Origin of the sequence: Xanthomonas sp. WCS2018Noco2-27 (genome assembly GCF_031843525.1) — a bacterium.
Classification (GTDB): Bacteria; Pseudomonadota; Gammaproteobacteria; order Xanthomonadales; family Xanthomonadaceae; genus Xanthomonas.
Genome location: NZ_JAVTIK010000006.1, coordinates 249,937 through 268,693 on the forward strand (window position 1 = coordinate 249,937; position 18,757 = coordinate 268,693).

The 18,757-nt window shown below is 66.1% G+C and carries 18 protein-coding genes and 1 pseudogene; 6 read left to right on the forward strand and 13 right to left on the reverse strand.

Features of this window, described 5'->3' with window-relative positions; translation table 11 throughout:
* Positions 1-21: 21 nt before the first annotated feature.
* Complete coding sequence (poxB, locus tag RQH86_RS12820) at positions 22-1,731, reverse strand: ubiquinone-dependent pyruvate dehydrogenase (protein ID WP_193552576.1); 1,710 nt, start codon at positions 1,729-1,731, stop codon at positions 22-24.
* Positions 1,732-2,093: 362 nt separating this feature from the next.
* On the opposite strand from poxB, the gene RQH86_RS12825 reads away from it, so the two are divergent.
* On the forward strand, positions 2,094-2,690 hold the full coding sequence (locus RQH86_RS12825; protein ID WP_104611926.1) for a diffusible signal factor-reguated Ax21 faimly virulence factor: 597 nt from the start codon (positions 2,094-2,096) through the stop codon (positions 2,688-2,690).
* Between the two features lie 282 nt (positions 2,691-2,972).
* Here the strand turns inward: RQH86_RS12825 and RQH86_RS12830 are convergent, their stop codons facing one another.
* The 6 genes from RQH86_RS12830 to RQH86_RS12855 all read right to left on the reverse strand — a co-directional run bounded on the left by RQH86_RS12830 (position 2,973) and on the right by RQH86_RS12855 (position 7,137).
* The gene (locus tag RQH86_RS12830) at positions 2,973-3,998 is read right to left on the reverse strand and encodes an NAD(P)H-dependent glycerol-3-phosphate dehydrogenase (RefSeq protein ID WP_115526725.1); all 1,026 of its coding nucleotides are present in this window, start codon (positions 3,996-3,998) and stop codon (positions 2,973-2,975) included.
* A gap of 15 nt (positions 3,999-4,013) precedes the next feature.
* Complete coding sequence (gene secB, locus RQH86_RS12835) at positions 4,014-4,529, reverse strand: protein-export chaperone SecB (protein ID WP_055853720.1); 516 nt, start codon at positions 4,527-4,529, stop codon at positions 4,014-4,016.
* A 109-nt stretch (positions 4,530-4,638) separates the two neighbouring features.
* Complete coding sequence (locus RQH86_RS12840; RefSeq protein ID WP_115526724.1) at positions 4,639-5,073, reverse strand: rhodanese-like domain-containing protein; 435 nt, start codon at positions 5,071-5,073, stop codon at positions 4,639-4,641.
* A gap of 76 nt (positions 5,074-5,149) precedes the next feature.
* Complete coding sequence (locus RQH86_RS12845) at positions 5,150-5,572, reverse strand: hypothetical protein (protein ID WP_055853724.1); 423 nt, start codon at positions 5,570-5,572, stop codon at positions 5,150-5,152.
* A gap of 30 nt (positions 5,573-5,602) precedes the next feature.
* Positions 5,603-6,073, reverse strand: coding sequence for a YiiD C-terminal domain-containing protein (locus RQH86_RS12850; RefSeq protein ID WP_055853726.1), 471 nt, complete (start codon positions 6,071-6,073; stop codon positions 5,603-5,605).
* A gap of 254 nt (positions 6,074-6,327) precedes the next feature.
* Positions 6,328-7,137 (reverse strand): glycosyltransferase family 25 protein, encoded by an 810-nt coding sequence (locus tag RQH86_RS12855; RefSeq protein ID WP_311240526.1) that lies wholly within the window; start codon positions 7,135-7,137, stop codon positions 6,328-6,330.
* A 262-nt stretch (positions 7,138-7,399) separates the two neighbouring features.
* Between RQH86_RS12855 and RQH86_RS12860 the strand changes: the two genes are divergently transcribed.
* From RQH86_RS12860 to RQH86_RS12870, 3 genes are all read left to right on the forward strand, one after another.
* Complete coding sequence (locus RQH86_RS12860) at positions 7,400-8,263, forward strand: uroporphyrinogen-III synthase (protein WP_311240525.1); 864 nt, start codon at positions 7,400-7,402, stop codon at positions 8,261-8,263.
* A 103-nt stretch (positions 8,264-8,366) separates the two neighbouring features.
* Positions 8,367-9,344 (forward strand): uroporphyrinogen-III C-methyltransferase, encoded by a 978-nt coding sequence (locus RQH86_RS12865; protein ID WP_311240524.1) that lies wholly within the window; start codon positions 8,367-8,369, stop codon positions 9,342-9,344.
* A complete protein-coding gene (locus RQH86_RS12870) occupies positions 9,341-10,606 on the forward strand; it encodes a heme biosynthesis HemY N-terminal domain-containing protein (protein ID WP_055853736.1) in 1,266 nt (421 codons plus the stop codon). The genes RQH86_RS12865 and RQH86_RS12870 overlap by 4 nt, the downstream gene beginning before the upstream one ends.
* 55 nt (positions 10,607-10,661) lie before the next feature.
* Here the strand turns inward: RQH86_RS12870 and RQH86_RS12875 are convergent, their stop codons facing one another.
* Positions 10,662-11,204 carry a hypothetical protein gene (locus tag RQH86_RS12875; protein ID WP_311240523.1) on the reverse strand — a complete coding sequence of 181 codons (543 nt, stop codon included), beginning with the start codon at positions 11,202-11,204 and terminating at the stop codon, positions 10,662-10,664.
* Between the two features lie 121 nt (positions 11,205-11,325).
* Entirely contained in the window at positions 11,326-12,621 is a 1,296-nt protein-coding gene (locus tag RQH86_RS12880) for an acetyl-CoA C-acetyltransferase (RefSeq protein WP_115526719.1), read from the reverse strand.
* 88 nt (positions 12,622-12,709) lie between these two features.
* On the opposite strand from RQH86_RS12880, the gene RQH86_RS12885 reads away from it, so the two are divergent.
* Positions 12,710-13,594 carry a hypothetical protein gene (locus RQH86_RS12885; RefSeq protein ID WP_311240522.1) on the forward strand — a complete coding sequence of 295 codons (885 nt, stop codon included), beginning with the start codon at positions 12,710-12,712 and terminating at the stop codon, positions 13,592-13,594.
* Between the two features lie 70 nt (positions 13,595-13,664).
* Positions 13,665-14,021 (forward strand): annotated as a pseudogene (locus RQH86_RS12890) (glyoxalase).
* Between the two features lie 432 nt (positions 14,022-14,453).
* On the opposite strand, the gene RQH86_RS12895 reads toward RQH86_RS12890, so the two are convergent.
* From RQH86_RS12895 to RQH86_RS12910, 4 genes are all read right to left on the reverse strand, one after another.
* Positions 14,454-15,101, reverse strand: a complete 648-nt coding sequence (locus RQH86_RS12895; RefSeq protein ID WP_055853744.1) for a superoxide dismutase family protein — start codon at positions 15,099-15,101, stop codon at positions 14,454-14,456.
* Positions 15,102-15,148: 47 nt separating this feature from the next.
* Complete coding sequence (locus tag RQH86_RS12900) at positions 15,149-15,748, reverse strand: superoxide dismutase family protein (RefSeq protein ID WP_055853746.1); 600 nt, start codon at positions 15,746-15,748, stop codon at positions 15,149-15,151.
* 714 nt (positions 15,749-16,462) lie between these two features.
* Positions 16,463-17,890 (reverse strand): nitrogen regulation protein NR(I), encoded by a 1,428-nt coding sequence (gene ntrC, locus RQH86_RS12905; protein WP_311240521.1) that lies wholly within the window; start codon positions 17,888-17,890, stop codon positions 16,463-16,465.
* Positions 17,883-18,757: ATP-binding protein (locus RQH86_RS12910; RefSeq protein WP_311260728.1), on the reverse strand; the 875-nt coding region annotated here is incomplete at its 5' end. The genes ntrC and RQH86_RS12910, both read right to left, overlap by 8 nt.

The following is an 18,757-nucleotide window of genomic DNA, read 5'->3' on the forward strand; positions in this document are numbered from 1 at the left end:
CCGATGATAGAACTGGCCGCGTTAGCGCAAGTTGGTCTTGACCAGCTCAATCACCTCATCGCCCCGCCCGCTCATCACCGCCTTGAGCAGGTACAGGCCCATGCCCTTGGCTTGTTCGAGCTTGATCGCCGGCGGCACCGCCAGTTCCTGCGTGGCGATACGCACATCCACCAGCGCCGGACCGGAGTGCGCAAAGGCCTGCCGCAACGCACGCTCCAGCTGCGACGATTCGTCCACGCGAATGCCCAGAATGCCCATCGCATTGCTCATCGCGGCGAAATCCGGGTTGCGCAACTCGGTGCCGGTATCCAGATAACCGGCAGCCTTCATTTCCATCGCCACAAAGCCCAGCGAGGCATTGTTGAACACCACAATCTTCACTGGCAGGTTCAACTGCGCCAACGAGATGAAATCGCCCATCAACATCGCAAAGCCGCCATCGCCGGATAGCGAAATCACCTGCCGCCCGGGGAACGCCGCCTGCGCACCCAGTGCCTGCGGCATCGCATTGGCCATCGAGCCATGGTTGAACGACCCCAGCAAACGGCGCTTGCCGTTCATGCGCAGATAACGCGCCGCCCACACCGTGGGCGTGCCGACATCGCAAGTGAACACCGCATCCTGATCGGCAATCTGGCTGATCAGCCGGGTCACGAACTGCGGATGCAACGGCTCACCAGGATCGGCCGGCACTGCCAGGTCATCCAGCCCTTCGCGCGCCTTGCGATAGTGCTCCAACGATTTTTCCAGGAAGCGGCGGTCTTCGCGACGCTGCAACTGCGGTAGCAAGGCCGCGATGGTTTCGCCCACATCCGCCGCAATGCCCAGCTGCAGCGGCGTGCGCCGTCCCAATGCACCCGGGTCGCGGTCCACCTGCACGATGGTGGCGTCCTTCGGATAGAACTGCCGATACGGGAAATCCGTACCCAACATGATCAAGGTGTCGCAATTGAGCATTGCGTGGTAGCCGGAACTGAAGCCGATCAAGCCGGTCATACCGACATCGAACGGGTTCTCCCATTCCACGTATTCCTTGCCACGTAGCGCGTGCACGATCGGCGCGCCCAGCCTCTCTGCCAGCGCCACCACCGCATCGTGTGCACCTGCGCACCCGCTGCCGCACAACAAGGTGACCGCCTTGCTCTGCTGCAACAGCTCGGCCAGCTGCTGCACATCGTCGGCCGCAGGCAGCACGCGCGGCGCGCGCAGGGCAGGCCATGCACTCGACAGATGCTTGTCCACCTCCAGCAACGCGATATCGCCGGGAATCACCACCACCGCCACGCCTTGCTGCAGGATGGCCGTGCGCATCGCACGATGCAGCACTTCCGGCAGCTGTGCCGGATTGGTCACCAGCTCCACAAAGTGGCTGCACTCGCGGAACAGCTCCTGCGGGTGGGTTTCCTGAAAATAACTCAGGCCGATCTCGGACGATGGAATATGCGCGGCGATCGCCAGCACCGGCTGTCGGCTGCGATGGCAGTCGAACAAGCCGTTGATCAAATGCAGATTGCCCGGCCCGCAACTCCCGGCGCACACCGCCAGCGTGCCGGTCACCGCAGCCTCGGCGCCTGCGGCAAACGCGGCGACTTCTTCGTGGCGCACATGCATCCACTCGATGGTCTGCATCTCGCGCAATGCATCGGTCAACCCATTGAGGCTGTCGCCGGTCACGCCCCAGATCCGCTCCACACCCGCGCTCTGCAGCGTCTCGGCCAGAAACCGCGCCACCGTCTTCTTCTTCGCCACGATGCAGCTCCGCTACTAGTCAACAGGTCTGCAATGCTCCCAGCGGCGATGTCAGTGCAATGTGCTCGTGCACGAAAAGTCCTGAAAAACTCGATGATTTAAACGTTTGTGCACACACGTCTCACATTGCAGGTGCGCAGTGAATGCCGTGTCACGTTTTACGCGTGCGCTACGCGCATCCGCTGAGGACCACAAGAAAGCGCAGCTGAATCTGGCGCGATGATTCATTCACGGCTCAGTCCAAAATTCATGTCGCGTTCCATCGAATAACGGAGAATTTACATCTCGGCAGCGAACGGCATTCGCCTCAGCGCCGGCCCAAACCATAAGTACAGGTATTGATCATGAAGACTTCACTGCTGGCCCTCGGCCTCCTCGCAGCCCTGCCGTTTGCGGCCTCCGCTGCTGAAAACCTCTCCTACAATTTCGTCGAAGGCGACTACGTGCGCACTCCGACCGAAGGTCGCGATGCAGATGGTTGGGGCCTGAAGGCTTCTTACGCCGTTGCTCCGAACTTCCACGTGTTCGGCGATTACAGCAAGCAGAACGCTGACGACAACGACAGCGTGTTCGAAAGCTCCAACTCCGACTTCCAGCAGTGGGGCGTCGGTGTCGGCTACAACCACGAGATCGCCACCAGCACCGACTTCGTTGCCCGCGTTGCTTACCGCAAGCTGGACCTGGACAGCCCGAACATCAGCTTCGACGGCTACAGCGTAGAAGCCGGTCTGCGTAACGCGTTCGGCGAGCACTTCGAAGTCTATGCCCTGGCTGGCTACGAAGACTTCTCCAAGAAGCGCGGCATCGACATCGGCGACAACTTCTACGGCCGCCTTGGCGCCCAGGTGAAGTTGAACCAGAACTGGGGCATCAACGGCGACATCCGTATGGATGGCGACGGCAACAAGGAATGGTCGGTCGGCCCGCGCTTCAGCTGGTAAGCCGCACGTTTGACTGCAACGCGACTCTCTCTCCCGCGTTGCATTGGAAGCCCGGTCCCCCGACCGGGCTTCTTTCTTTTGCGCGATTGGTCGATGGCGCGCAGCGTCGCGTGGTTGTTTCGCATACGTGCGCACGCAGCGCTTCTGAACGAAGCACTGGAGTCACCTCGCACTTGAGTTGCCGCGAAGCGGCGATGCATCTGATATGCACCAACAAAAAGCCCGGCAGTGCCGGGCTTTTTGTTGTCTTCGTTGCATCACGCGATACGCATTGCCGCCCGATCAGGTGAACAAGGCCTGCGGATACTCGGGCTTGCGCTCGCGCGCCAGCAGTTCCTTCAACGCCGCTTCCGGTGTGATTTCGCCATGCAGCACTGCGCGTACGGCATTGGAGATCGGCAACTCGATGCCGTGCTGTTCGGCCTGGCGCATGACTTCGTCGGCAGTCTGCACCGACTCGACCACCTGGCCGATCTCGCGGATCGCATCGTTCAAGCTCTGCCCGCGCCCCAGCGCCAGTCCCAGCCGGCGGTTGCGCGACAGATCGCCGGTGCAGGTGAGCACCAGATCGCCCAACCCGGCCAGGCCCATCAACGTTTCCGGGCGCGCACCGATCACTGCAGCCAGGCGCAACATCTCGTTCAAGCCGCGCGTGATCAGACCCGCACGCGCGTTGAGGCCAAGCTGCATGCCGTCTGCCACACCTGTGGCCACCGCCAGCACGTTTTTCATTGCGCCACCCAGCTCGGCGCCCACCATGTCATCGCCGGTGTAGGCGCGGAAGGTGGGGCCGTGCATCGCATCGGCCACGACTTGGGCAAACGCCGCATCGTCGCCGTGCACGGTGACAGCAGTAGGCAAGCCGAGGGTGACTTCCTTGGCGAAGGACGGCCCGGTCACCACGGCCAACGGAACGCTGGGACCGAGCAGATCGCGCGCCACTTCATGCAGAAAGCGCCCGGAACCGGGTTCGAAGCCCTTGGTCGCCCATGCCACGCCGGCGTTGGCCGGACGCAACGGAGCGATCAAGCGAATCGTTTCGGTGAATGCATGCGAGGGCACCACGACCAGAATCCAGCTTGCATCGGCCATGGCGGCCTGCAGGTCGGTGGTGGCACGCAACGTCTCCGGCAACGGAATGCCCGGCAGATAACGCACGTTCTCGTGGGTGCGGTCGATGGCATCCACCATCGCCGCATCGCGTCCCCAGAGCACGGTCGAGTGACCGTGTCTGGCGAGAAGCGCGGCCAGGGCCGTGCCCCAGGAACCGGCGCCGAGAACGGCGATCTTGTGGGTCGAATCGCTCATCGGCGCAGACAGTGCTTAGGCGTTGCCAGCCGGCTCGGAATCGGCCAGCGAGGTGCCTTCGCCTTGCGACCGCTGACGCAGGGTTTCTGCGTACAGGGCTTCGAAGTTGATCGGCTGCAGGTAGAACGGCGGGAAGCCGCCGGCCTGGATCAGATCGCTGACCAGGGTGCGCACGTACGGGAACAGGATGTTCGGGCACTGCGTACCCAGCAGCACGTCGATCGCCTGCGGCTCCAGGCCGACCAGGCCAAACACGCCGGCCTGCTGCACTTCGGCCACGTAGGCGGTCTTGCCGCCGGCGGTGCAGGTCAGGGTCACGGCCAGCACGACTTCGAAGGCGTTGTCGTTGAGGCGCTGGACCTTCTGATTGAGGTTCAGCTGCAGCTCGGGCTGGTTGGCGTCATTGAAGACGGCCGGCGCGTTCGGCGATTCGAAAGAAACGTCCTTGACGTAAATCTTTTCGATGGTGAAAGCGGGGCCAGCAGCGGCGTCGGCCGGCGCAGCGGCGCCGTTGAGGATTTCGTCGGACATTCCTAACTCCAAAAGCGGTTCGGTGGATGCAGCGTTGAGTGATGCAGACGTGAAAACGCGAGTATCTCACGCAAGCAATGGGGGCTTGCGAGCTGCCGCACAAGGCGGATCAGCGGCCCTTGATCAGTGGCAATTCGGCCATTTGCCAGGCAGCGACGCCCCCTTCGAGCCAGTACACCTTCTCGAAGCCGGCTTTCTTCAGCGTCTTGGCCGCACCTGCAGAGGTGTTGCCGCTACGGCAGACCACCACCACCGGCGATGCCTTGGCGTTGGCAAGCAGCTTGCTGGCCGGGTCGAACTTGGCCAGGGCCACGTTGCGGCTGCCGGCGATGTGGCCCTTTTCGAAATCGGCGGTGGGCGACAGGTCGATCACCAGCGCGTCTTCGCTGTTGATCAAACGGGTCAGCTCGGCCGGCTTGAGTGCGCGATACCCGCGGAACAGGCGCGCAACCTCGGTGACGATCAGGGCGATGGTCAGGCCCACCAGGGCCAGCGACAACATGGGGTTGCGGCCGACAAAGGCCTGCAGCTCTTCGAAATTCACGGGGTCAGGGTCAGTCGAGCGGGCGGGAATTGTCGCACAGCTGGCACGCGCGACGGCCAGCGAGGCAGAGGCCGGGCTACTGGCCCTTCCACAGATCGGGCAGGCCGCTGGCCAGCCACCAGCGCTTTTGTTCGGGATTCCAGTGCCAGATCTCGATGCTGCGCACCAGCCGTTCGGCCTGGGTATTGCGGTTGATCACGCGCAGCTCGACCTCACGGCGCAGGTCGCCATTGGGCTCTTCGCCCACGCGCAACTCGCGGTAGCCGGAAATCTGCACCTGCTCATAGCGTGAGCGTTCCAGGTCGCTGAGCGGATGGGCCTGGGCGTAGGTCGGTTCGACAAACCCCTGCGCGGCATCGAAATCGCTCCAGCGCACCGCCGCCGTGTAGGCGGCCTGGGTGGTTTCCAGCGCGCGCCCCTGGGCGCGACTGCCGGCGGTGGCCACCCCGCTCAGCATCGCCAGCCCCAGCAGGACAACTGCTCCCATCAGTGCACGCATACGTATTCCCCCCTTGATCCAGCCAGCATCCTACCGTTTTGGAAACGCCACGAAGCGCCCGCTCAACGTGGCCGCCGCTGCGCCCGAGCCCAGCGCGATCTGCGCGCGCATGCCGATGCGCGCCTTGCCGCGCTGACGGAAGGTCGCCAGAAAGGCGTCCCAGCCACCCAATTCGGCGGGCTCGGCATCGGCCACCAGGTCTTCGTACACCGGCGCGACATAGCGCAGCTGGCTGTCGGCGACATACACGTCGGCTTCGTGGCCGGCCAATTGCAGTTGCAGCGTCAGCCACCCCCAGCTGGCCAGCGTCATCAAGGAAGCCAGGCTGCCGCCGAACGCATTGGCCTTGTCGTTGACGTTGGCCTGCAACGGCGCGCGCAGGCGCAGCGCCCCATCGTGCAAGCCATCCACGGCAATGCCCATCGACAACACCGGCGGCATGGCGATGAACTGCTGCTGCAGCGACTGCAGGGCGGAGACGAGCGTGCACGAAGGAGTCATTGGAAAGGCTGGCAGACGACGAAGGGCGGCATCATGCCGCAATGTCCGGCGAGCGTCTTGTGCATGTGGATGACATGCGGTACCGCATGGTGAACGCGTGCAGCATCGGGCTGTTGCACGCCTTAGGTTTTGCTTCAACAACCCGGTAAGCACGCCGGCATCGGGCACTGTGGACTGTGCATGCAATTGCGGCGCGCGAGCGCGCAAGTGCGAGACCTGCGATCAGCCCATGGCGCCACCGTGGCGATCGCCGTTTACGGCGCGAACACGACCTTGCGGTAGCCCTGCGCCACGCGCAGCAGCGTCGTCGCCTTGGCCTTCCAGTGCGCGCTGCGTTGCTTTTGCGCGCGTGTCAGCGGCGCATCGATGGTGCTGGTGAACACGATCTGCTCCGGCGCTGCGTGAAAGAACTTGTCCTGGATGCAGGCTGCCGGCGACAGCTGATAGGTGGACAGCTGCTGCGCCACCGGCGATTCGTTCCAACCGAACAAAAAGATATCGGCCATGGTGTGCCAGCGCGCGTCGGCGGCCAGCAGCAGTCGCGCCGCCTCGCGGCTGATGATCAGCGCACCGGCGCACACCGGCCAGCAATGCTGGTAGGTCGATGGGCGCACCAGGCGCAGCTGGCGCCCGGCAATGTCGGCGACCTTGGCATCGAGCTTGATCCGGTTGTAGGACGGCTCCAGGCGCACGATGCTGCTGCCCGACGGGAGCCAGTCGGTGCTGCGCAACAGCGCCGGTAGCGCATCGGACAGGTGCATGTCGTCTTCGAAGATGGCGGTGTACGCAGCGTCGGACTCGGCCGCGATGCGCCAGGCCGCCTGATGGCTCAGGAAGCAGCCGATGTTGGACGCGGTCCATTTGCGCGGGCCGGTGCTGAACGCATCGCCGGAGTTTTCCAGCGGGCGCTCACGCACGAAGTCGGCGATCTGCTCCGGCGTGAGGGTGGCGCCGTCGATGGCGGGGAGGCGCTCGAACGGGATCCCCAATGCCTGGAACCGCGCCGCCATGGCCTGCAGGCGATCGCCGCTGCGCTGCATGTTGATGAGGTAGGACTTGATCACGGTGCCACTCCAGCTCGATTGTCGTGGCGGATCGTGAGCGGAGGCGCTGATTGGCTCACCCCCGAGTACGAGGTTGTGGCCGCACAAACGCAGGTATCCCGCCGAGCGGGCACTCGTAGCCAGGCAACGCGCGAGGAGGAGGAACGACGAAAACGAACGCTCACGACCACCACACGGGTGCGGCTGGTGCCCGGAATCGGCACGCCCCAATCGTCCGCGACGGTTTCTGTGCCCTGCCCACCCCCTGACAGCGGCTCACTTCGTGTTTGCTTGCCGCTCTGCATCGTCGTGCGCGCCAACGCAGCACGCGCACCACCCGGAGACGGCATGGCTCTCGCATAATCGTCAGATGACCCTCCCTCCCCCGCTCGCCGATCCCTGGACCCTGCTCTCGCTGCGTCCCAGCGGGGAGCACGCGCCATTGCGGCGGGCGGTGGCACGGTATGGCGGGCGGCTGCTTGCCCTGTCGCCGTGGCGCCTGCAGACCAACGATACCGCGCAGGCGCGCGCCGCCTTGCAGCGCGCGCTGGAGGCGCCCATCGCGGTGTTCACCAGCCCGGCAGCCGTGCGCGCCGCGCATCAGCTGCGGCCCTTGCAGCGGCCGGTGCAGGCGCAGTGGGTCAGCGTGGGCGAAGGCACCGCGCGTGCGCTGCACGCCTGTGGCATCGACGCGGTTGTGCGCCCTGCGCGCATGGACAGCGAAGGCCTGCTCGCCTTGCCGGTGTTCGCAGCGCCGTTGCAGAGCGTCGGCCTGATCACCGCGCCGGGTGGACGCGGCATGTTGGCGCCTGCGCTGGAACACCGCGGTGCGCGCATCCTGCGTGCGGATGTGTATCAACGCGTGCCGCTGCGCTTGCGCCCGTCGGCACTGCACACTTTGACCGACGCACTGCCGCGCAGCGTCCTGGCCATGAGCAGTGCCGAGGCGCTGACGCTGGTGCTGCAACAGTTGCCCGCCGCGCTGAGCGAGGCAGTGCGGCAACGCCCGCTGGTCGCCTCCAGCGAACGTCTGTGCGACGCCGCGCAAGCGTCGGGCTTCTGCCACGTCGTCCGCGCGGCAGGTCCATTGCCGGAGCAACTGGTCGCTGCCGCCGCAGCGATCGTGACACCATCGCGACCTTGCTGAACTGCGAACTCAAGCACAGCTTGCGGCGCTCTGCCGGCGCACGCCATGCTGTGCCAGATGACTGCGGCGCCTGCGCCGGTCGTGACCGCCCGAGGATGTCCGAATGACCGAAATGCCCGCCACCACGCGACGGTTTCCCTGGGCCTGGCTGCTGCTTGTGCTGGCCATTGCCGCCGTGGGCGTGGCGCTGTTTCTCGGCTGGCGTGCGTGGCAGAGCTATCACGACGCGCAACTGCAGGCAGCGCAGGCGCAGCAGCAACGCTGGGACGGCACCCAGCAATTGCTGGAAACACTGCGCCGCGATCAACGCCTGGCCAATGAGCGCCTGCAGGATGCGGCCGCCACCAATCGCGTGCTGCGCGATGAAATGCTGGGCCTGAGCCAGCGCAGCGCCTTGCTCGAAGACACCGTGCAAAAGCTTGCCGACCCGAACCGGCATGGCGCACAGGCGCTGCGGCTGGATGAAGTGGAACTGTTGCTGCGGCTCGGGCAGCAGCGGCTGAGCATTGCCGGCGATGCCGATGGCGCCCGTCGCGCCTACGCGCTGGCCAACGGCGCCCTCAACGGGATAGACGATCCGGGCTATCTCAATCTGCGCCAGGCACTGGTGCAGGAGCGCGATGCGCTGGACCGCCTCGGCGCCGGCCCGCAGGCCCAGGCGACGCAGGCGCTCGATCAGTTGGCCATCGATCTGCAGCGCCTGCCGGAACACTCCGCACAAACCACCGAAGCGGCGCGGCCGTGGTGGCAAAAAGTGCTCGCACCGCTGGTGGATATTCGCCCCAGCCGTGGCGATGCCTTGCTGACCGCCGGCGACCGCAACGCCGCCAGCGATGCCTTGCAGATCGAAATCAGCCTCGCCCGCGCCGCTGCAGAACGTGGCGATCCGCAAGGCTTTGCACAATCGCTACGCCGCGTGGAGACCTGGACCACCCGGTTGTGGCCGGACTCGCCGCAACGCCGTCAGATGCGTGTGCGCCTGCGCACGCTGCAACAAGCGCCACTGCGTCCGCGACTGCCGGAACTGGGCACCACCCTGCTGCAACTGCAGGCCATGCGTGAAGGGAGATCCACCCAATGAAAGTGTTGCGTACCGTCTTGATCCTGTTGGTTGCCGTGGCACTGGGCGTGCTCGGTGCGCAGTGGTTGTCGCATCAGAACAGCTACGACCTGGGTAACGTGGTGGTCAGCGTAGGTGGCAACGACTACCGCGCCGCAATGCCGCAGGCGGTGCTGATCCTAATCATCGCGCTGCTGGTGATCTGGCTGCTGTGGACGCTCATCAGCCTGCCGTTCCGCGTATGGGGCAAGTACCGCCGCAAGAAGGGCCGCGCGCGCCTGATCGAAGGCCTGCGCGCCGCCGACCACGGCCAGTGGCAACGCGCCGAGCGCCTGCTGGTCACTGCCAGCGAAGACGACGAGGTCAGCGGCATCGCGCTCGCCAGCGCGGTGCGCGTGGCCGATGCACGCGGCGACGAGGCATCGGCCACTGCGCTCGCACAGCAGTTGGCTGAGCGCGACCCCACCGCGTACGCGCTGCTGCAGGGTGAGCGACATCTGGCGCGGCAACGGCCGGTCGAGGCGATCAATGCGCTCGATGCTGCCAATGCCCAACCGCTGCCGGCACGTGGCCTGTTGCTGCGCACGCATGCGCTGACCCAGATCGGCCGTGCCGATGAAGCCTACGGCCAGCTCGGTGCCTTGCGTCAGCAAGCGGTGCTGGCACCGGAGGCTTACAGCGCGCTGGAGGCCACACTGGCCGAACAGACCCTGTTGCAGGCCGGCGATGCCAATGCGCTGGCCGAGCGCTGGGAGGCGCTGCCCAAGCCGCTGCGCACCTACCCGGCCGTGGTCGGTGCATACGCGCAACGTGCCGCGGTACTGCATTGGGACGATGCCGCCGTGCACAGCCTGGAACAGGCGCTGGATACGCAATGGGACGAATCGCTGGTGCGCCTGTACGGCGTGTTGCCGCTGGAAAAATACGATTCGCGTCGGGCCAGTGCGCAGCGCTGGCTGACCCAGTATCCGGACAGCCCAGGCCTGCTGTTGACGCTGGCGCGGCTGGCACGCCATCAGCAGCAGTGGTCGCAGGCCGAAGAGTTCCTGCACCGCGCGCTTGCCAATGGCGCCGGCAGCGAGGCCTGGGAAGAGTTGGGCCATGGATTTGCTGCCGCCGGCGACCTGCTCTCTGCGCAGCATTGCTACGCCAATGCATTGCGCGCCGCACGCGGCGAGCCGGTGCATGAAGGCATGCCGCAACAGTCGCTGCGCGGGCCGATCGTGTCGGCAAGTCCGGCGCCTGCGGCCGACCCACTCGCACCGGACGATCGCATTCTGTAATCGCTGCGGTTGTTCGACCTTGCAGCGGCGCACACCACAGGTGCGCCGCGTTGCATCAACGCTGGCGCGATGCCTGTGGCGGTGGCGGCAAATCGCTCAGAAATGCATCGCAGGCACCCAGATACCGTGCCTGCGCATGGTCGACCTGCGTCGGCGACAACACGCGCGAGCCCAGGCGGCCGATCAACAGCATCGCCGCCATCACGCCGGCACCGATCACCCAGCGGAACTGGCTATCGAGCGACAGCCCGCACACCAGCAACGTCAACACCGATGCCATCGCCACCGCGACGAAACGGGCGCGGCGGCGCTCGTGTTGCGCGCACAGGGTGAGCACATGCGCGCTGCGTTTGCGTAGCGCAATGGCCAGGATCACGTACGGCAACACGCCCAGCAGCAGCGCGGCGTAGATCACCGGGTGGTGCCAATGAAAGATGTAGCGACGTGGCGGCATGTCGGCCGGCGCATTGCACTTGACGCACCGTGGCGGCAGATTGGCGCCCGCCGTACACACCAGCACATCGCCCTCGCGCCACACATCGCCGTTCGCCGGCGGTAGATACAGGCTGGGCGGCTCGCGAAACGCGTCATTCGACATCCATGCGTCCTTGCTGGTTTGGGATTGGGGATTGGGGAGTAGAGATTCGCAAAAACAGGATTCCGCTCCTGATGTTGCCAATCCTAATCGCGAATGCCAAATCCCACGCTGCGCAGCAGCGTCAACGCTCCACGATCGCCACCACGCCCATGCCGCCGGCGGTGCAGATCGAAATCAGCGCGCGGCCGCCGCCGCGTTCTTCCAGCTGCTTGGCGGCGGTGGCCACCACGCGCGCGCCGGTGGCGGCGAACGGGTGGCCGGTGGCCAGCGACGAACCCAGCGGGTTGATCTTGTCCGGGTCGATGCGGCCCAGCGGTGCGTCCAGCCCCAAACGCGTGCGGCAGTAATCCTCGCTCTCCCACGCGCGCAGCGTGCACAGCACCTGCGCGGCAAAGGCTTCGTGGATTTCGTAGATGTCGAAGTCCTGCAGGGTCAGACCCTGACGCGCCAGCATCTGCGGTACCGCGATGGTCGGCGCCATCAGCAGGCCTTCGCCATGCACGAAATCCACTGCCGCCACCTGCGCATCGCGCAGATACGCCATCGGCGTGTGGCCGTGCGCCAGCGCCCAGGCCTCGCTGGACAGCAGCACTGCGGCGGCGCCATCGGTCAGCGGAGTGGAATTGGCGGCAGTCAAGGTGCCACGGCCGGAGGTCTTGTCGAACGCCGGGCGCAAGGTCGCCAGCTTTTCCAGCGAGGTGTCGGCGCGCAGGATGTTGTCGCGCGAGACCCCACGGAACGGAGCGATCAGCGAATCGAAGAAGCCGCGCTCATACGCAGCCGCCAGCTTGTGGTGCGAGGCCACTGCCCATTCGTCCTGCGAATCGCGCGAGATGTTCCACTCCTTGGCCATGTCCTCGCAGTGGGCGCCCATGCTCTTGCCGGTGCGCGGCTCGGCCACACCGGGGAAGTCCGGCTTGAGTTCGCTCAACTTGAAGCCGCGCAGCAACGCCTTGAGTTTGTCGCCGGTGGCCTTGGCGCGGTTGGCGGCCATCAGGCGCGCGCGCAATTTCTTGCCATAGACGATCGGCACTTCGGAGGTGGTGTCCGAGCCGCCACCGATGCCCGAATCGATCTGCCCCAGCGCGATCTTGTTGGCGATGGTGATCACCGAATCCAGGCTGGTGCCGCAGGCGCGCTGCAAGGTGATGCCCGGCGTCAGCGGCGACAGACCCGACGACAGCGCTGCCTCGCGGGCCAGGTTCCAGTCCGAGGAGTGCTTGATCACCGCCCCCATCGCCACTTCGCCCAATTGCTGCCCATGCAGGCCGAAGCGCTCGACCAGCGCGCCCAGCGTGCGCACCGACATGCCCAGGTTGCCCACGTCCGCGTAAGCGGTGTTCTGACGACAGAACGGGATACGAACGCCGCCCAGAATGGCGACGGGACGGGCTGCGGGCATCGGTTGACCTGGCATGGAGGACTCGGGGACATGGCCTGCACAGGGCCGGCAGGCATAATGGCCGCAGTGTAGCTTCGACCCCGTGATGGGCCAACCGCGAATCATGAGCAAGACCGAACACGGCGTGACCGCCATGGGTGTGATGGCGCTGGAATTGACGGGCGGCACCGCCCCCGAGCGCGGCGCCCTGGCGCCCGAGCAGGCCGGCATGCTGGCCGAACGCATTGGCCGCGACCTGGCGCAATGGATCCCGGAGATCCGCGCGCTGGAGTTGAGCGTGGCGATGGCGCATTTCGACCCCGCCGAAGTGCTGCGGCCGGGCTGGCCGCTGCATCGCCGGCTGGAGGAACTGCATGCCCGCGCGCCGGGCCGCGACCAGGGCCCGCGGGTGCTGGCCTTCGGTGCCGATGCGCAGGGCGAGATTCCCTTGCCGTTCCAGGCCGATGCCCAGTTGACAGGTGGCGGCCTGCGCGTCCTGCCGTTCCTGCTGTCGGGCGACCCTGACATCGTGGCGAGCGTGGCCGATGCGATGGAAGAAGTGCTGCTGGCCCAGGGCATGGCCCAGGCCGACACCGCGCTGCTGGCGCAGGAAAGCTTCGGCGCGCGCATCGAGCACGCCCGCTACCTCACCGCGCACGATCTGGCGGCGATGATCTCGATGCAGTACGACAACCAGGGCCTGGCACCGCTGTGGCCGCTGATCGAAGCCGCCCTGCTCGCCCCCGACAGCGAAGAATGGCTGCAGCAATCGCCCGAGCCGGTGTTGCGCTATGTCGATGGCGAAGTGCGCATTGCATTGTTCGACCCGGCCGGTTGGTGCGATTACTACACGCACGACCGCGAGAATTGCGAGCGCCTGCGCGGCGTCTACGAGCAATTCCTCTCGCGTCAGCGGCAGATGGCTGCGGTACTGGAAGCGCACGGGTTGCCGGTGCTGTACGTGCACGTGGAGCCGGGTCAGAACCCGCACCAGGCCTTATCTGCATAAGCGATGCGTCGGTGTCCACCGCGCGCCTGCCTTGCAGGGCGTGTTGGACACCGGCGTGTAGGCGGCAGACCTGGAGCGTGCCTGCGCGTTTTATACGCGTTTACTTGGCCTGGACCCTATGCACCGCGATGCGCGCATGCCGGCGTACGCGAGTGCGCTGGGGCAAGTGTTGCTCCCGATTCTTGCAGGGAAGTACCTCGAACACGGCTACATGACCCGGCGGGACGATTCCACCGCACAACAGGAGCGGACGTGCGCACTATGCACTGGCGATGCTAGGCGATGCACTGACCGGTTGGGAAGCGCCTTTGCAGGCGTGCGGCGCGCTGATCGAAGGCCGCACGCGGTGGCCGGCAACGTATTTACTTCCGCGATACCGATGCGCACTTGCTGGGTGGCGACTCATAGTCTTTGGCCAAATTACTGAGCGCGGTTGGCAAAGCCACTCACCGCAACACGTAGCGCTCGTGCTCGGATCCGCCCACGATTCATACGCGCTGGTTACTGCGCCATCTGCCCAGCTGAAGATTGCTTGTTACGGATTGGCTGCCCCGAGCGCGTATACGTGCACACGCTCGACAGCGCAGCAGTTGGCGCACTGATGCATAAACTGCAGTATTTACCGCTCTATCGATGCACGGTCCAACCATGCACGCTCCGCTGAGCAACGTTGCCGCGTCGTAGCAGCAGCATCAGCGTCTGCAAGACCATGCGCGAGATCCCGCCTTCGTGTTGCCAACAGGCCATTATGTCCGGCGGAACAACGCGTCGACGCCTGACACACAGCTGCTTACCGCGGCCGTTGTGCATTACAAGACAAAAGACGCGACGGCCATCGAATGCCGCCGCGTCCATGCGCTTACTTGGTTGCAGCCTGCGCGTTGTCGGTGGTGATCACGCCGCAGGCCAGACGGCCACCGGCGTTGCCGGTGGGCTGGGTTTTGTAGTCGTCGGCATCGGCGTGCACGATCACCGCGTGACCTGCGATGTCGAACTGATCGGCCTTGCCCAGGTTGACGTTGCTGGAAACCGGGCCGTCGATGCTGGCATTGCCCTGCGCGTCGGACTTGATGTTGGGCATGTCGCCGCCGTGATGCGGGTCGGCACTGACGTTGCCGTGATCGGACTGGGCCGGGTTGAAATGGCCGCCGGCGCTGCTGCCGTCCGGGGCGCTGCAATCGCCCTTTTCGTGGATATGGAAGCCGTGTTCGGTGTTGGGCGTGAGCCCACTGAGTTGGCCGGTCACGCGCAGCACGCCATCGACGGTCTTGAAGGTCACCGTGCCTTTGACGTCATTGCCCTTGGTCGGCTTGAGCTCGGCGGTGGCCGTGGTGGTGGCTGCCGCCCCGGTCACCATGGCGGCAGCATGCTCGCCACTGTGCGCCGCGTCGGCCGGGGTGCTGGCCGTCGGTGCGGGTGTGGGCTCGGCCGGTGCGGGCTCGTCGCGCTTGCACGCGGTCAACACCAGGGCGGTCGCCAGGAACAGGGTTGTGGGAAGAATGCGCATGGGAAAGCTCCTGTAGAGACCGCAGCTGCGGCCATTGATGCCCCAACTCAGGGCTGCGAAGGGGGTGTGCGCCACTGGGTGACGCGAATGACGCCGCAGGCCAGGCGTGCACCCGCATTGCCGCTGGGCTGACTGCGATAGTCGTCGGCATCGGCGTGCACGATCAGCGCCTTGCCGATCACATCGCTGGGCGCGCCGTCGCCCAGGCTGATGCCGGCCAGGATCATGTCCAGATGCGCGACGCCCTCGGCGTCGGCACGCAGGTTGTCCATATCGCCCAGGTGATGGCCGCCGCTGCCGGCGCGGCCGTGCGAGGCGCCGGTTGGATTGAAATGCGCGCCCGCACTGCTGGCATCGGCCGCGCTGCAATCGCCGCGTTCGTGCACATGGAAACCGGCCACGCCACCTGGGCGCAGGCCACCGACCGTGCCGGTAATGCGGATGCCCTGCAGCGCCGGTACCAACACGACCCGGCCGCTGACCAGGCTGCCCGACGCCGAAGCCAGCGCGGCTTCGGCCTGCTGCACCGGACGCGCGGGCACCACGCGCGCCGCTGGCGGCGGTGGCGGGGGAGGTGGCGGCGTGCTGCTGCAGGCGGCCAGCGCCAGAGCGGTAAGGGCAACGATCGTGGACGACCGATAACGCATCGAGCTGTTCTCCTGATCAGGCTGGAAACCTATGCGGGCGCATGTTCACGTGTCATGAAATGCGTCTGGGGCAGCGCAGCAGTTTACGGGGTTGGTGTGGATGGTCGGGTTGTTTGCACGCCCGCGGTGCGGGATGCGGTGCGGGGAGCCTTGCGCGGCTTCGACGATGGCGTAGGCCGATCAGGGGCTACCACGGGTTCATCGATGGCCAGGGGGATGCGGTGTCGTATGGATGGTGAAACACGTGCAGTGAGGGTGCTCAATGTGTGGTGATGCGCGTCAATCTCGTTGCGTGCTCGTTGCGTGCACTACGTGATTCACGCGTTTCGTGCACGAGGTGATTCAAAGGAGCGATGCAGGCGGCTGCGCTTTTATCGGCTTGGGTGCCCTTCCCTTACCCAACCCCCAGCTCCGCGCCCCGGCCCGCGCTTGCGGCGCGGGCGCTCCAAAGGCGCGCGCGCGCGTGGCGCGCAAACCGTGCCTTCTCGCCCCGCAGGCGAGAGAGAGGGGGGCTTCATGGCAGCGATCAGCAGGGCTCGCCGCAGCGATCACCTGCCTGCCTTCTGCCGCGTGCGGGGGAAGGTGCCCGAAGGGCGGATGGGGGCAGCGTTCGCCGCCGAGTGACCAGAACCCTTGCGCTCACGTAAGCGCAAAAACGCCCAAGCAACCACCCAAGCACGATCCCGACCCCGCCCGGCCTAGCCGCCGGACTGCTCAGCGGCGCTTGCGGCCCGGGCCGAGTTTGCGGGTGACGGTGTTGCGGCCCAGGCCGAGGCGTGCGGCAGCTTCGGCACGGCGGCCCTGGGTGAGTTGCAGGGCGGCTTCGAGCAGGGTCTTGTCCAGGCGTTCGCGCGCTTCGGCGTGTACGCCCTGGGCGCCTTCGCTGAGGCGTTGCGCGGCCCAGCTGGACAGCATGTCGTCCCATTGCCCGACGCTGCTACGGCCGGTGCGCTGGCGGCCGCGCGCCAGCGCTGCATCCACGTCGACCACATCGATGATGTCGGCGGTGGCCAGGGCGGCCAGGCGCCAGCAGACGTTTTCCAGTTCGCGCACGTTGCCGGGCCAGTCGTATTGGCGCAGGTCTTCCAGTGCGGCCGACGATAGCCGCTTGGGCAACATGTCGAGCTTGCGCCCGGCCATGGCCAGGAAATTTTCCGCCAGTTGCGCGATGTCGCCGCGACGCTCGCGCAGCGGTGGCAGCTGCAGGCGCACCACATCCAGGCGATGCAGCAAATCGGCACGGAAGCGGCCTTGTTCGACCAACGCTTCCAGATCCTGGTGGGTGGCGGCGATCACGCGTACATCGACACGGATCAACTCGCGCCCACCGACGCGAAAGAATTCGTTCTCTGCCAGCACGCGCAGCAGGCGCGTCTGCAACGGCAGCGGCATGTCGCCAATTTCGTCCAGAAACAAGGTGCCGCCATCGGCTTGTTCGAAGCGGCCGATGTGCCGTTTGGTGGCGCCGGTGAAGGCGCCGGTTTCGTGGCCGAACAACTCGCTTTCCAGCAACTCGGCAGGAATGGCGGCGGTGTTGAGTGCGACGAAGGATTTGCGCGCGCGCGGCGATTCGTTGTGCAGCGCGCGCGCCACCAACTCCTTGCCGGTGCCGGTTTCGCCGTTGATCAGCACCGACAACGGCGCTTGCGCGAGGCGTCCGATCGCGCGGAACAAGGCCTGCATCGCCGGGGTGTCGCCGATCAGCGCGGCCGAGCCTTCGGCCAGCGGGGTGCCAATGATCTTGTCGACACCGGCATCGGCGTCGGGCAGCGCGCGAGCGGCCAGCGCCACCGCATCGTCCAGATCGAACGGCTTGGACAGGAATTCATGCGCACCACCGCGAAAGGCGCCGGCGGTGCTGGCGACATCGGTATAGGCCGACATCACGATCACCGGCAGCTGCGGGTGCTTGGATTTGAGCTTGTCGAGCAGGCTCAGGCCGTCTTCGCCGGGCATGCGCACGTCGGTGAACAACAGGTCCGGCATGGGCCGCATCGACAGTGCCTGCAGCGCCGCGGCGGCGCTGTCGAAGCCATCCACCGCGTAACCGGCATCGCGCAAGGCCGTGGACAGCACGAAGCGGACCGAACGGTCGTCGTCGACCACCCAGATGTGGTGGGATGCGGCGGCGGCCTCAGCCATGCAGATGCTCCTTGTCGTGATCGCCGACCAGCTCGGGCAGCAGCAGTGTGAAAACGGTATGGCCCGGACGCGAGCGATAGGTCAGGGTGCCGTGGTGCTCGCGCGAGACCTGCTGGGCCAGCGCCAGTCCCAGCCCGCTGCCCTCGGCGCGGCCGCTGACCAGCGGCAGGAACAGGTGCTCGGCCAGCTCTTCCGGCACGCCGCCGCCGTCGTCGATGATTTCCAGCCGCAGCGACATCGCATGCACGCGGTCGCGGATGCGCTGGCCGTGCTCGACGCGGGTGCGCAGGGTGACGCGGGTGGCGCCCGCCTGAAACGCGTTACGGACCAGATTCCAGACCGCCTGGGTGAGCCGGTCCACATCGCCCAGGATGTCGGGAATGCTGGGGTCGTAATCGCGCTGCACCTGCACCGACCAGCCGCCCTCGGCTTCGGCCAGGCGCAGCACGCGTTCGAGCACCACGTGGATGTTGAGGCCCTCGTGCGGGCGCAGCGGCGACGGCGAGAGCAGGCGTTCGAGCAAGGTGTTGAGGCGTTCGATTTCGGTGCCGATCAGCTCGATCAGCTCGCGCTCGTCTTCATCGCGGCCTGCCGAGCGGCGCGCCAGCAACTGCGCGGCGCCCTTCAAGCCGGCCAATGGGTTACGCAGTTCGTGCGCCAGGCCCTTGAGCGCGGCGCTCAAGGCATTGGGCAGCGCGTGGGTGGGGTCCAGCGCGGGAAATTCGTCGACCGGGTGCGTTTCCAACAGCCAGCCGCCGTCGTCCAGCCGCGACAGCCAGCCTTCGGCAAAGCGTGGCGCGTCGTTGGGCAGGCCCAGCGCCAGCCGGTGCAGGCGCAGCACGTCGCGTTCGTCGTTGAGCAGGAAGC

Bases quoted from the DNA above. Each gene is read 5' to 3' on its own strand.
- RQH86_RS12895 (WP_055853744.1), bottom strand. From the start codon at position 15,101: ATGCGCATTCTTCCCACAACCCTGTTCCTGGCGACCGCCCTGGTGTTG.
- RQH86_RS12825 (WP_104611926.1), top strand. From the start codon at position 2,094: ATGAAGACTTCACTGCTGGCCCTCGGCCTCCTCGCAGCCCTGCCGTTT.
- secB (WP_055853720.1), bottom strand. From the start codon at position 4,529: ATGTCCGACGAAATCCTCAACGGCGCCGCTGCGCCGGCCGACGCCGCT.
- RQH86_RS12870 (WP_055853736.1), top strand. From the start codon at position 9,341: ATGAAAGTGTTGCGTACCGTCTTGATCCTGTTGGTTGCCGTGGCACTG.
- RQH86_RS12830 (WP_115526725.1), bottom strand. From the start codon at position 3,998: ATGAGCGATTCGACCCACAAGATCGCCGTTCTCGGCGCCGGTTCCTGG.
- RQH86_RS12900 (WP_055853746.1), bottom strand. From the start codon at position 15,748: ATGCGTTATCGGTCGTCCACGATCGTTGCCCTTACCGCTCTGGCGCTG.
- RQH86_RS12885 (WP_311240522.1), top strand. From the start codon at position 12,710: ATGAGCAAGACCGAACACGGCGTGACCGCCATGGGTGTGATGGCGCTG.
- RQH86_RS12880 (WP_115526719.1), bottom strand. From the start codon at position 12,621: ATGCCAGGTCAACCGATGCCCGCAGCCCGTCCCGTCGCCATTCTGGGC.
- RQH86_RS12875 (WP_311240523.1), bottom strand. From the start codon at position 11,204: ATGTCGAATGACGCGTTTCGCGAGCCGCCCAGCCTGTATCTACCGCCG.
- RQH86_RS12865 (WP_311240524.1), top strand. From the start codon at position 8,367: ATGACCGAAATGCCCGCCACCACGCGACGGTTTCCCTGGGCCTGGCTG.
- RQH86_RS12850 (WP_055853726.1), bottom strand. From the start codon at position 6,073: ATGACTCCTTCGTGCACGCTCGTCTCCGCCCTGCAGTCGCTGCAGCAG.
- RQH86_RS12845 (WP_055853724.1), bottom strand. From the start codon at position 5,572: ATGCGTGCACTGATGGGAGCAGTTGTCCTGCTGGGGCTGGCGATGCTG.
- ntrC (WP_311240521.1), bottom strand. From the start codon at position 17,890: ATGGCTGAGGCCGCCGCCGCATCCCACCACATCTGGGTGGTCGACGAC.